Raw genomic sequence first — 12,701 nt, 5'->3', positions numbered from 1 at the left:
GGAAGAAATGAAAAAGAAAAAAGGATTTACATTAATTGAATTAATAGTTGTAATAGCAATACTTGCACTGCTTGCATCAATTGCAATTCCGAAATATATGCACACTCAAGAAAAGGCGAAAGCAGCAGCCCACAATACCAATGTTGAAGTTATAAAACAGGCAGCTGCCACATACTTAGTAGAACATCCAGAAGCAAATTCAGTAGCTTTAACTGATTTAGAGGGTTACATGGATTCAAAAATACCAAAAGCATATGACGGATCAGACTTTTCAGTGAGCGTTGATGCAAATAAAAATATAGTAGTAACACCAGGACCAGTAAAATTTGAAAATGGAAAAATAGTTCCGCAATGATTTATATTTTAATGTTTATTATTGGAGCATGTGTAGGATCATTTCTAACGCTAGTTTCCATTAGAAGAAATAATAATAAAAATTTTATTTTTGGGAGAAGCCGTTGCGATCATTGTAATAAAACTTTGAAAGTAGTGGATAATATTCCGATAATTTCATATTTTCTTTTAAGGGGAAAATCCTCATGTTGCAATAAGAAAATAGATCCACTCTATCCGATTTTTGAAGTTATTTCAGGAATTGGATTTGTGCTTGGATTTTTAAAGTTTGGATTTAATTTTAATCTTTTTATATTTTTAATTATTTTTTCATTTTGTTTTCTAATTGCAATTACAGATTTGAAGTACATGGACATTTATGATATTGACACGATGACGCTCACATTTTTGTTAATTAATTTTAGAGTTACTAATAATAATTTTACTTTTGATGCTATTAAATCAATGTGTTTTTTAGCTGTTGTTTTTTATGCAATCTATAAAATAACTGGAGCTATGGGTTCAGGAGACGCACTACTTTCTATTCCATTAGGAATTGTTTCTAGTGGAATAATTGATGCTCTATATAATTTTACATACACATTTTTACTTGGCGCAGTAGTTGCAATAGTGCTTATTTTATTTAAAATAAAAGATATAAAAGATTACATACCATTTGGACCATTTATAGTAACAACCATATTAGGAGTTTTACTTTGCAAATTGTAAACATATTTTTAGACGAAAATTTAATATATTTAAATTACAACGAAAATACAACGAGAATAATAGTTGATGAATCAGTTCTATATAACGGAAGGATAACGGATGAAAATTATCTTCTATACATTCTAAAAAAAGAGATAGAAAATAGAGAGATAAAAAGTGGCACGGATACCTATGTCTACTTTATGAAATCATATATTCATAAAACTTTAGAACTACCAAATCTATCCGAGTCAGATCTTGAGTCCATGCTTCAAATTGAAAGCAAGGAATATTTCGAAACTGAGGATCAGGTCATCCCAATGGTTGAAAAGTTTAATGATGGAAAATATTCTGTCTCTGCCATCTATTTAGAAGATTTTGAAAAAGTTCGTAAAATATTTGATAAATTAGATTTAAATTTAAGAAATGTATATCCTATTACTACCTTTGTAGAAGAAAATTCCGATGGTACCTATGTGTTTGTCGGTAGAAGAAGTGCAGATATTATCATTAAAAATGGCTCCATTGACAAGATTAAAAATATTGATTTAAATAATTTAGTAACTCTTAAAAAAGATTATGATATCGATGAAAAGTACTTCCATGAAATAAAAAATCCATCTTTTTATAGAGAGTCTGTAGATTTACAGGATTTTTTTATGGGATACGACTTCATAGTAAGTGAGTTTCTAAACGATTTAAAAAATATTGCTACAAATAATAATGTAGGCAAAATATTTTTAAATGATTATTTTGAATTTGATCAAAAAATTTTGGAAGAACAATTAGGAGACTTCAGTGTAGAGAGCATTGATTTTTCTAAAGTTAAAACTAGCACAAAGAAGACGAATTTAAAGTCATTTAATTTCAAGAAACTAGGATATATACTATTATGTTTTGCATTTTTATTATCTAGCTTTATAATTTACAAATCCAAATCGGATAAACTAAGTATTAATGAAAATAAGATTGAAAGTTTAAAAGAAGAGTTGGATTCAATAGATTTAGAAAATATAAAAAATGAAAATATTTCTGAAGACAGTTCAGAAAATACAAATGAAAAAGCAGATTTTTCTGAAAAATTTGAAAAAATACTTGAGAAATTAAAAAAATTAAATGAAAATGATATACTCATCACATCAATAAAAGCCGACGAACAAAAAATAGTCATTTCTGGTCTTGCAAAAGATGAACCTACAATAAAAATTATTGAAGATTATCTAAAAGATTATAACCCTAGAATAGATTATGAGAAAAAAGACGTCTACTACTTTACAATCAACTTGGAGGAAAAATGAAAATAGGTAAAATCTCTAATAACGACTTAAAAAAATTAATTTTTAATAATCTTACACTAAATAGAAAAGAAGTTTTAGAAGCTTCTGAAATTGGAAGTGACTGTGCTGTTGTGGATTTAGGAGATGAGCTCCTTGTCACTTCAGTTGATCCAATAACTGGAGCGAGCAAAAATATAGGTTCACTTGCAGTAAATGTGGCTTGCAATGACGCATACTGTCTACTTGCTGAACCGGTGGGACTTTTGATGTCCGTTCTATTACCGGCAAAGACGACGAAGAATGAAATTGAAGAGATAATGATTGACGCTCAATCTGCTTGTGACAAGATTGGAGTAAATATTATTGGAGGCCATACTGAAGTAACAGATGTTGTAAATACAGTTGTAATAACTACAACAGTATTGGCAAAGACCAAGGATAGAATTCTTCCAAATAGAAAATCTGCAAAGATTGGAGATAGAATTCTAGTGTCAAAGCATGTTGCATTAGAAGGTACATCAATAATAGCCCACGACTTTGAATTAGAAAGTTCAAAATATTTAAATGAAGATGAATTAAATGAAGCTAAATCCTATTCCAAGCTTCTATCTGTAAAAGAAGAATCTCTAGTATCAAGAAAATTTAGAGTTAGAGCACTTCACGACATAACAGAAGGCGGAGTGTTAGGAGCTGTATGGGAGATGGCGACCAACCTTGGATTTGGTGCAGAAATAAACTTTGAAGATATACCTATAACAGATGTTACGAAAAAACTTACCAAAGGTTTTAATTTAAACCCACTTAGATTTATTTCATCAGGATCTATGATGATAATCGTAGATAGGGAAGACAGTGAAAGACTAATTGATGAAGCGAAAAATGTGGGACTACTATTTACTGATATAGGAAGTTTAGTTGAAACTGGTATAGTTATGAATAAAAACGGAGAAAAATTTGACATTGCAGAACCTTCTCCTGATGAACTTTACAAAGTGGTATAATGAATTAGGAGGTAGTATGAGAAAAATATTTGTTGCAATAATATTATTGGTATTAATAGTGCCAGCCTATGCGCTAAGCAGTGTAAAGATAGATAAAAAAGATGTAAAAGTTTTGGATGCGAATGTACTTGTAAATGGAAGTCCTATTAAATCTGACTTCAGTCCATATGTAACTAGTGGAAGGACTTTTGTCCCTGTTAGAGAGCTTACGGAAGGACTGGGAGCAGAGGTTAATTGGGACGGAGACAACATGACCGTTGAGATTAAGTTCGGCGAAAAAACTATAGTTCTTAAAATAAATTCAGATGTCACATATGTCGATGGTAAGAAAAATATAGTTGACAAGGATCAAATTCCTAAGCTTGCTCTATATAATTCTCCTAGAGTTGAAACCAAGACTATGATTCCACTTAGATTTGTCTCAGAAACTTTGGGATATAATGTTTCTTGGGACGAAAAAACTTCTACAGCACTTATAACTACTGGAGAGAATATAAGCTCGACGGTAATTAAAACAGAGACAATTATTAGTGATGAAGATTTAAAAAACGAAAACAGCAAGAAGAATAGCAATTCAGGAGTTCAGTTCCAATCACAATCTGAAAAAAAAGAAACAAAGAATGCTCAAAATAATAAGAAAAACAAGATTTATGAAAGAGCTGGGCTTAAAGAAGAGGAATACAAAATAGATCCAAAGAAAAGAAAAATCACTAAGGGATTCGTTCAAAATGGTGAAAAGATTAAGATAGTATTAGATGCGGGTCATGGCGGGACAGATTCAGGTGCAATAAGTACTATAGATAAGTCAGTTATGGAAAAAACACTTACCCTTGATATGATAAATAGACTTAATGAAAGATTTTTGATGCTTGGTTATGATGTTATCCTTACAAGGACAGAAGATGAATATATAAAGCTTTTGGACAGAGCAAGAATATCAAACACTAGTGATGCAGATATATTCTTATCTATTCACTTTAATGCTTCCAATAGTAGTACATCAAAAGGGATTGAAGTACTTTATGGTTCAGAAAAAAATATTATTATAAAAAAATCTGAACAGGTTCATATGGCAAAAGCAATCCTCAAAGAGCTTATAGATAGTACAGGAGCAGTAAACAGAGGAGTTAAAAATAGAGCGGATTTAATCGTTTTAAATAAAACCAAAACAGTTGCTGCACTATGTGAATTGGGATTTGTAACAAATAGTGAAGATATGGAAAAAATAACCGACAGCTCCTACTTAGATACTATGGCAGATGCAATCGTAAGAGGAGTACAAGAATATGTGATGAATTACAGGATGGAATCTGATGAGAGATAGAGAGTTTAACAAGATAAGAGATTTAAAAATAACTCCAAACTACTTGAGCGGTCCAGATGGATCTTGTCTAGTAGAGATGGGGAACACAAAGATAATTGTAACTGCGATGATTGAAGACAAAGTTCCATTCTTTTTAAAAGGACAAGGAGTTGGTTGGCTCAGCGCAGAATATTCCATGATACCAGGTTCAACTCAAAGAAGAAAACCAAGAGATATCTCTAGAGGTAAGATTGACGGAAGAAGCCAAGAAATTCAAAGGCTTATAGGTAGATCATTAAGATCGGCGATAGATTTAACCCTAATAGGAGAGAGAACCATATGGATTGATTGTGATGTAATTTCCGCTGATGGTGGTACTAGAACTCTTTCTGTAACAGGAGGATTTGTAGCATTAAAACTTGCTGTAAATAAATATTTAAAAGAAAAATTAATCTTTGCTAATCCAATTAAAAGAAAGGTAGCTGCAATATCACTTGGAAAAGTTTATGGAAGATTAATGGTTGATTTAGATTTCAATGACGACTCTAAAGCCGATGTAGATATGAATATCGTCATGGACGAAGACCATAACATTATTGAAATACAAGGCACATCAGAAAAATCTCCTTTAAAAATAAAAGAGCTTGATGAACTTGTAAAATTATCAGAAGAAACTATAGATGAAATTATGAAAATAGTTGAGGATACAGTACCTTCTAATAATTACTTGGTGCTTTCGACAGATAATGTTCACAAGATAAAAGAGATGGAATCTATTTTATCCGATATAGATTTAATCGTTGAATCTAAATCAGATGTAGGTCTACAAGATTTACAAGTGGATGAAGATCAAGAGACCCTTGAAGGAAATGCTAGAAAAAAAGCTGAAGAAATTTCAAAATTGGTCGGATATAAAAATGTCATTTCTGATGATACAGGCTTATTTGTAAATGCACTAAATGGAGAGCCAGGAGTGCATTCTGCTAGATACTGCGGCGATCACGATGACAAGAAAAATATAGAAAAGATTTTAGAAAAATTACAAGACAAAGAAGACAGAAGCGCTTACTTCCAAACTTCAATTGCCTTAGTAGAACCAAGTAAAGAAATAAAACTCTTTAGTGGTAGAATTGACGGCACCATCGCCTATGAAGAAAGAGGCGAAGAAGGTTTCGGCTACGATAGTGTATTTATTCCAAATGGATACGACAAAACCTTTGCTGAGCTAGGTGAAGAAGAGAAGAATAAAATATCTCATAGAGCAATAGCTACAGAAAATTTAAAATCATATTTAAAATATAAATATAGAAATAACTAAACCTCTTAATGAGGTTTTTTATTTTGTATAATTTTAAAAATTTATTTTTCATCCTTTGAAAGAGCATAATAAATGCTAATTATCACCATTTATCGAAAAATGTGCTAAAATATGATAAAATACTTAATTATAGGTGAAATATGGAACGTTGGATATTAAAAGGAAATAAAGAAAATTCTTTAGATATAGAAAAATTAAATATAACTAAGACCACTGCCAATCTCCTTTCTAAGAGGGGAATAGTAACTAACGAAGAGGCAGAGCATTTTTTAAATATAGATTATGATGACTTAGAAACTCCTCTAAAGATGAGGAACATGATAATAGCTGGGAATATAGTATTGTCTGCAAAAAGTAGCGGTAAAAATATTGCCATAGTTGGAGATTATGATGTAGATGGAGTCATGAGTACGGTTATTCTTTTAAAAGGGCTTCAAACTCTTGGTATGAATCCAATCTATAGAATTCCAGAAAGAGAAGAAGGATATGGAATAAATAATAATATCGTAGATGAATTAAAAGAAAAAGATGTTTCTCTAATTATAACTTGTGACAATGGAATTGCGGCAAATGATTCGGTTAAATATGCAAAATCACTGGGAATGGATGTAATAGTTACAGATCACCACGAAGTACCAAAGATTGATGGCAAGGACAGTATCCCGGCAGCAGATGCGGTACTAAATCCCAAGAGATCTGACTGTGAATATCCATTCAAAGAATTATGTGGAGCTGGAGTTGCCTTTAAACTTATATCCTATCTATATAAAATTCAAGGTATTGATGAAGAAAAGGAAAAAGCTCTACTTCCATATGTGGCTGTTGCAACTATTTGTGACATGATGAACTTGGTGGGAGAGAACAGAATATTCGTAAAGTACGGACTGGAAATTTTAAATAGTAGTACTATTTCAGGGTTCGATGATATTGTTAAGCTTTCAGGATTTCAAAAAGAGTTAGATGTATCTGCAATAGGATTTCTAATCGGTCCTATGATTAACTCTGCTGGCAGGATTGAAACTGCAGATATTGGGGTTGAGTTATTTATGTCAGACTCCATTACTAAGAGAACTGAAATTGTAGAATCGCTTAAAAAACTAAATGCAACTAGACAAAGCTACACAGAAGAGGGGTTTAAAAAAGCTATAGACTTCATAGAAACTCATGAAATGCAAAGGAAATTTCCGGTGCTTGTAGTACTAGATGAAGATCTACATCCTGCAGTGGCAGGAATCGTTGCAGGAAGAATAAAGGAAAAATATTATAGACCAACCATTGTACTAAGTGGCAAGGATGAACTTAAAGGCTCTGGAAGAAGTATTGAAGCCTATGATATGTTCACAAAAGTATCAGAGATAAAATCATATCTTACAGCTTTTGGTGGTCATCAAATGGCTTGCGGATTAACTATTCAAAGGGAAAAATTAAGAGATTTTGTAAAGGATTTAAACAATAATTCAAATCTTACGAGAGAGGATCTTGTAAAGACGATTTATTTAGATGATAGCCTTACATTAAGAGATATTAATTTCGATTTTTACGATGAAATTATGAGACTTAAACCTTTTGGAAAGGGAAATGAAGATCCAATCTTTGGATTTAAGAACTTAAAAATTGTTAGACTTGATGTACTTGGAAAAAATAAAAATGTTTTGAAATTTACCTTTACCGATGGAGAAAATTATGTAGAAGGTATATATTTTCAAACTTTTGATAATTTTAAAAAGCTAATGAGCTCTAAATATGATGGAGAACAGCTAAACTATATTCTTCAAAATAAAAAAGAGCTATTTATAGATGTGGTTGCATCTGTGGATGTAAATAAATTTATGGGAAACACGACTCTTCAACTTAGCATAAAGAGTGTAAGACCTTAGGAGTAATTATGATAGAAGTATTATTAGATAAAGTAAAATCGTATAATGAACACGCAAACCTAGATCTAATCAAAGAGGCTTTTGATTTAGCAGAAAAACATCACAAGGGACAAAAGCGTAATTCTGGAGAGGACTACATCATCCATCCATTCAACGTAGCGCTTATACTTGCAGATATGAATATGGATACCCCTACTATAGTTGCTGGTCTTTTACACGATGTAGTTGAAGATACTGATGTAACTTATGAGGATATCAAAGAAGAATTCGGTCAAGAGATTGCAGATCTAGTAGATGGGGTTACGAAGTTAAAAAAATTAAATTATAAGACGAAAAAAGAAAACCAAGCAGAAAATATAAGAAAAATGGTTCTTGCTATGGCGAAAGACATTAGAGTAATCATAGTTAAACTTGCAGACAGGACTCATAACATGAGAACACTCGAGTATATGACCCCAGAAAAGAAAATTGAAAAAGCAAATGAAACCATAGAAATCTATGCGCCAATAGCGGATAGACTAGGTATGAGCAAAGTTAAATGGGAACTTGAAGATCTATCTCTTCGTTACTTGGATCCAGACAACTATTATAAATTGGTAGACATGGTCAACAAGAGACGTAACGAGAGAGAAGACCTAATCAAAAAGCTTATAGATGAAATTAAAGCTGAAGTTGAAAAGGCTGGTATAAAGGCAGATATTCACGGAAGGCCAAAAAACTTTTATTCAATTTACAAAAAAATGGTAATAAAGAAAAAGGCTTTTGATGAAATATATGATCTCCAAGCGGTAAGAGTGCTCGTAGATACAGTCAAAGATTGTTACGGAGTTCTTGGTGCTGTTCACAATCTTTATAAACCAATTCCAGGAAGATTTAAAGACTATATTGCAATGCCTAAGTCAAATAACTACCAGTCACTTCATACAACTGTAATCGACAGCAATGGTGAAACTTTTGAAGTTCAAATCAGAACTTACGAAATGCATCAAACTGCTGAATACGGTATTGCTGCTCATTGGAAATATAAATCAGGAGCTACTAAATCAACGTCATTTGACGAGAACCTAACTTGGCTAAGACAGCTTTTAGAATGGCAAAAAGATGTAAATGATGCAGATGACTTCATGGAAACGCTAAAGATTGACTTCTTCGCAGACGAAGTATTTGTATTCACACCTAATGGTGATGTGGTGAACTTGCCAGAAGGATCTACTCCGATTGACTTTGCTTATAGAATTCACTCTCAAGTAGGAAACACTTGTGTCGGTGCAAAGATAAGTGGAAGGATAGTTCCACTTACCTATAAATTAAAGAGTGGGGACATTGTAAGTGTAATTACAAACCCTAACTCAGGACCATCACTTGACTGGTTAAATATAGTTAAAAGTCCTCAAGCTAAGAAGAAAATCCAACAATATTTCAAAGTTAAAGACAGAGATAAAAATATTGAACGTGGCAGGGATATGCTTGTAAATGAAGCTAAGAGGATAGGATATAAACCTTTTGAATTTTTAAAGGATGAATGGCTTGAAGAAGTAAGATCAAAATTAAATATCTCAACTATCGACGATATGTATGCGGCGGTTGGTTTTGGGACTATCTCTGTAAATCAAGTAACTGCAAAACTTGTAGACATATATAAGAGAACTTATAAAGATACAGAAGATCCAACTGAACAGATAGGAACTACAAGGTCAAATAGACCAAAACGCGGTGGAATTGTTATTGATGGAATAGATGATGTAAAGGTAAGATTTGCAAAATGTTGCAACCCTGTTCCTGGAGATGACATCATAGGTTATGTAACTATTGGTCGTGGAGTTTCTGTTCATAGGGCAGATTGTCCTAACTTAAAAGGAATTGACGAAAATAGAATCGTAGATGTTTCTTGGAATCAAACTGAATCAGGATTCTACTCAGCTCAAATAGAAGTTATGGCTTTTGAAAGGGCGACAGTTATTTCAGATATTGCAAATAAAATATCTGATTCTAAGCTCGAATTTTCATCACTTAGCGCTAGAAAAGGGAAAGATCATGAGCTTATAGTGGACCTTACTGTTGAGATTAAATCTATAAAAGAACTAGAAAAATTAATTGAAAAGATAAAGAAAATAAAACATGTTTACGATGTTTATAGAGTGGAGGCATAATGAGAGCAGTTGTTCAAAGAAGTTATGAAGCCAGTGTAAAGGTAGATGGAGAAACTATAGGGGAAATCGACTGGGGAATGGTCGTTCTTCTTGGTATAAAGGATACCGACACTGTTGAAGACTTAAATTATATACTGAGAAAATTATTAAATCTTAGAATCTATGATGATGAAAATGGAGTAATGAATAAATCTATAATGGATGTAGGAGGAAGCATACTTCTAATCAGTCAGTTTACTCTATATGGAGATGTGAGAAAGGGCAATAGACCATCTTACTCAACTGCAGCTGGATTCGAAGAAGGAAGAGCTCTTTACGAAAAAATGATAGAAGAACTTAAAAATTCACAACTAAAGATAGAAACTGGGTCCTATGGAGCAGATATGAAGGTATCGCTTATAAACAACGGACCGGTTACAATTTTACTTGATTCAGAGAAGGTGTTTTAAATGATAAATATAGAAAAGATGATACTTGGACCTTTTCAAACCAATTGTTATATAGTCTATGATGATGAAAAAAATGCGGTTGTAATAGATCCTGCAGACAACGCAAAAGCGATACTAAAAAAATTAAATGAATTGCAACTAAATTTAAAAAAGGTTCTATTAACTCATGCCCATCCGGATCATGTTTGTGGACTCTATGACATAGTTCAAAAGAAAGATGTGCCAGTATACTTAGTTTCAGAAGATGTAGAAATGTTAGAGACTAATTCAAAATACTTTGGACCTATGCTTGGCATGGAAGTAAAAGATGTTACACCAGATGGTATTTTGAAAGATGGAGATGAAATAACTGTTGGTGAAATGAACTTCAAGGTTCTTCATACGCCAGGTCACACAGAAGGAAGTTGTTGCTTCTTATTAAATGGCAAAGATCTTTTCTCTGGGGACACACTTTTCTACACATCAATGGGAAGAGTAGATCTACCAGGGGGAAGTGAAGAAGCAATGATGAATTCACTTCTAAGACTTTCCGATTTAGATAAAGATATAAAGGTATATCCTGGTCATGGACCTGGAACAGATATCGGAAAAGAATTAAGACTTAATCCATATATACAAAAAGCGAAAGGTCTTTGGTAATGATATATATAACTGGACACAAAAAACCTGATACGGACTCAATAGTTTCAAGTATAGCCTATTCATATTTAAAAAATATAGAAGGAAATAAGACTGAGCCCATTAGACTAGGTGAATTAAATTTAGAAACAAAATTTATACTAGATTATTTCAACGTAGAAGTTCCTGAGTTAAAAGAAGATATTTTCCCAAGAGCGATAGACATAAATATGGACGATGCCATAGAAATAGAAGAAGATGCGTCTATCTTTGATACTCTAGATATTTTACAAAAGAAGAATTATAAGAGTGCATATGTGGTGGATAAGGACAAGAAGATGGTCGGACTAGTAACCATGTATGACATCATGGATAGATATCTAAAGTTTGCCAGTGAACATAATCTAGAAGGTAATATAAATTTAGAAAGTTTATCAAAAGTACTAAGCGGTAAACTTATAAAAAATAATTTCAAAGGCATAAAGCCAGAGACAAAACTAACTGCCTATGCGATGGATACAGATCTTGCAAGAAAATATATAAGTCCTGGAGATGTAGTAATCGTAGGAGATAGATACAAAGCTAGAAAATCTGCCATAGAGATGGAAGTTTCTCTTATGATACTTGTAGGCGGTGTAGATCTAGAAGAAGATTTAAAAAAGCTTGCAAAAGAAAAAAATGTTTCATATATCTTAACAGACTTAGATACTGTAGGGGCAGCTAAGCTAATCCCACTTGCAACAAGCATAGATAAGATAATGAAAAAAGATGAAATAATAGCTTTCTATGAGGATCAAGAAGTATCCGAAATAAAGAATATTATGAAATCGACGAGATTTCGTCAATATCCAGTCCTAAATAGAAAAGATGAAGTCCTAGGAAGTATTTCAAGATTTAATCTTTTGAATCTAAAAGGACATGATTTGATATTGGTAGATCATAACGAAAAGACTCAATCTATCGATGGAATTGAAACAGCAAATGTACTTGAAATAATAGATCATCACAGAGTACAGTCCGTACCAACAAACGAACCTATCTACTTTAGAAATGAGCCTGTTGGAAGTACAGCAACCATAGTTTCTAAAATATATTTAGAAAGACTTGTAAATATGCCAAAGGAAATAGCTGGAATACTTATGGCGGGGATAATTTCAGACACATTATTCTTTAAAAGTCCAACCACTACAGAAACAGATAAGAAAATACTTAAAATTTTAGAAGAAATCAGTGGAATCGATAGTAAAGAATTTGCAAAAGAAATGTTTAAAGCAGGAACATCATTAAAAGGAAAGACCGTAGAAGAAATATTAAATATAGATCAAAAGAAATTTAATATATCTGGGTACGACTTCCTAATATCTCAAGTCTTTACCATGGACGATGAATTTATGGATGAATTAAAAGAAGATATTTCAAGGATAATGAAATCGACAGTAGAAGAAAAAAATATTTCAGGATTTGTAACCATGGTAACAAATATATTGGATGAATCATCTAAAGTTTTTATAGAATCTTCTTTTTATAATGGAATAAAAAGCGAATTAAATACTGAAGATGAGAGAAAAGTATTTGAAGTAAAGGGACTTCTATCTAGGAAGAAACAATTATTACCAGCAGTGACAAGAGGCGTCGACAAAGAAATTAAAAATTGATCTAGAGGACAT

Annotated in this window: 11 protein-coding genes; all 11 read left to right on the top strand. The window is 32.3% G+C overall.

Translation table 11 applies throughout. The features are described from left to right. The first annotated feature begins 7 nt into the window (after positions 1-7). The 11 genes from HMPREF1252_RS10035 (at position 8) to HMPREF1252_RS07015 (ending at position 12,689) form a co-directional block, all read left to right on the top strand. Complete coding sequence (locus HMPREF1252_RS10035; protein ID WP_023059990.1) at positions 8-355, top strand: type II secretion system protein; 348 nt, start codon at positions 8-10, stop codon at positions 353-355. After that, the gene (locus HMPREF1252_RS07060) at positions 352-1,062 is read left to right on the top strand and encodes an A24 family peptidase (RefSeq protein WP_081695952.1); all 711 of its coding nucleotides are present in this window, start codon (positions 352-354) and stop codon (positions 1,060-1,062) included. Before HMPREF1252_RS10035 ends, HMPREF1252_RS07060 begins: the two co-directional genes overlap by 4 nt. Then, on the top strand, positions 1,050-2,339 hold the full coding sequence (locus HMPREF1252_RS07055) for a hypothetical protein (RefSeq protein ID WP_023060004.1): 1,290 nt from the start codon (positions 1,050-1,052) through the stop codon (positions 2,337-2,339). The genes HMPREF1252_RS07060 and HMPREF1252_RS07055 overlap by 13 nt, the downstream gene beginning before the upstream one ends. Then, the gene (locus HMPREF1252_RS07050; protein ID WP_023059998.1) at positions 2,336-3,319 is read left to right on the top strand and encodes an AIR synthase-related protein; all 984 of its coding nucleotides are present in this window, start codon (positions 2,336-2,338) and stop codon (positions 3,317-3,319) included. The genes HMPREF1252_RS07055 and HMPREF1252_RS07050 overlap by 4 nt, the downstream gene beginning before the upstream one ends. Before the next feature lie 16 nt (positions 3,320-3,335). Next, entirely contained in the window at positions 3,336-4,643 is a 1,308-nt protein-coding gene (locus HMPREF1252_RS07045; protein WP_023059994.1) for an N-acetylmuramoyl-L-alanine amidase, read from the top strand. Next, the gene (rph, locus tag HMPREF1252_RS07040; protein ID WP_023059993.1) at positions 4,633-5,940 is read left to right on the top strand and encodes a ribonuclease PH; all 1,308 of its coding nucleotides are present in this window, start codon (positions 4,633-4,635) and stop codon (positions 5,938-5,940) included. Before HMPREF1252_RS07045 ends, rph begins: the two co-directional genes overlap by 11 nt. A gap of 140 nt (positions 5,941-6,080) precedes the next feature. Further along, complete coding sequence (recJ, locus tag HMPREF1252_RS07035) at positions 6,081-7,817, top strand: single-stranded-DNA-specific exonuclease RecJ (RefSeq protein ID WP_023059997.1); 1,737 nt, start codon at positions 6,081-6,083, stop codon at positions 7,815-7,817. Positions 7,818-7,825: 8 nt separating this feature from the next. After that, positions 7,826-9,967: a bifunctional (p)ppGpp synthetase/guanosine-3',5'-bis(diphosphate) 3'-pyrophosphohydrolase gene (locus tag HMPREF1252_RS07030; RefSeq protein WP_023060013.1), complete on the top strand. Its 2,142-nt coding sequence runs from the start codon at positions 7,826-7,828 to the stop codon at positions 9,965-9,967. Continuing rightward, positions 9,967-10,416, top strand: coding sequence for a D-aminoacyl-tRNA deacylase (dtd, locus tag HMPREF1252_RS07025; protein WP_023060010.1), 450 nt, complete (start codon positions 9,967-9,969; stop codon positions 10,414-10,416). Before HMPREF1252_RS07030 ends, dtd begins: the two co-directional genes overlap by 1 nt. Continuing rightward, positions 10,417-11,055 carry an MBL fold metallo-hydrolase gene (locus HMPREF1252_RS07020; RefSeq protein ID WP_023060000.1) on the top strand — a complete coding sequence of 213 codons (639 nt, stop codon included), beginning with the start codon at positions 10,417-10,419 and terminating at the stop codon, positions 11,053-11,055. Then, positions 11,055-12,689, top strand: a complete 1,635-nt coding sequence (locus tag HMPREF1252_RS07015; RefSeq protein ID WP_023060005.1) for a putative manganese-dependent inorganic diphosphatase — start codon at positions 11,055-11,057, stop codon at positions 12,687-12,689. The genes HMPREF1252_RS07020 and HMPREF1252_RS07015 overlap by 1 nt, the downstream gene beginning before the upstream one ends. The last annotated feature ends 12 nt before the right edge of the window (positions 12,690-12,701 follow it).

This window comes from Peptoniphilus sp. BV3AC2, assembly GCF_000478945.1.
Taxonomy (GTDB): domain Bacteria; phylum Bacillota; class Clostridia; order Tissierellales; family Peptoniphilaceae; genus Peptoniphilus_B; species Peptoniphilus_B duerdenii.
Note: the sequence above shows the minus strand (reverse complement) of the source record. Positions and strands in the feature narration are given on the sequence as shown.

What these genes read in the sequence shown, in the direction of transcription:
- HMPREF1252_RS10035 (WP_023059990.1), top strand. Translation starts at nt 8, where the DNA reads ATGAAAAAGAAAAAAGGATTTACATTAATTGAATTAATAGTTGTAATA.
- HMPREF1252_RS07060 (WP_081695952.1), top strand. Translation starts at nt 352, where the DNA reads ATGATTTATATTTTAATGTTTATTATTGGAGCATGTGTAGGATCATTT.
- rph (WP_023059993.1), top strand. Translation starts at nt 4,633, where the DNA reads ATGAGAGATAGAGAGTTTAACAAGATAAGAGATTTAAAAATAACTCCA.
- HMPREF1252_RS07015 (WP_023060005.1), top strand. Translation starts at nt 11,055, where the DNA reads ATGATATATATAACTGGACACAAAAAACCTGATACGGACTCAATAGTT.
- HMPREF1252_RS07030 (WP_023060013.1), top strand. Translation starts at nt 7,826, where the DNA reads ATGATAGAAGTATTATTAGATAAAGTAAAATCGTATAATGAACACGCA.
- dtd (WP_023060010.1), top strand. Translation starts at nt 9,967, where the DNA reads ATGAGAGCAGTTGTTCAAAGAAGTTATGAAGCCAGTGTAAAGGTAGAT.
- recJ (WP_023059997.1), top strand. Translation starts at nt 6,081, where the DNA reads ATGGAACGTTGGATATTAAAAGGAAATAAAGAAAATTCTTTAGATATA.
- HMPREF1252_RS07050 (WP_023059998.1), top strand. Translation starts at nt 2,336, where the DNA reads ATGAAAATAGGTAAAATCTCTAATAACGACTTAAAAAAATTAATTTTT.
- HMPREF1252_RS07020 (WP_023060000.1), top strand. Translation starts at nt 10,417, where the DNA reads ATGATAAATATAGAAAAGATGATACTTGGACCTTTTCAAACCAATTGT.
- HMPREF1252_RS07045 (WP_023059994.1), top strand. Translation starts at nt 3,336, where the DNA reads ATGAGAAAAATATTTGTTGCAATAATATTATTGGTATTAATAGTGCCA.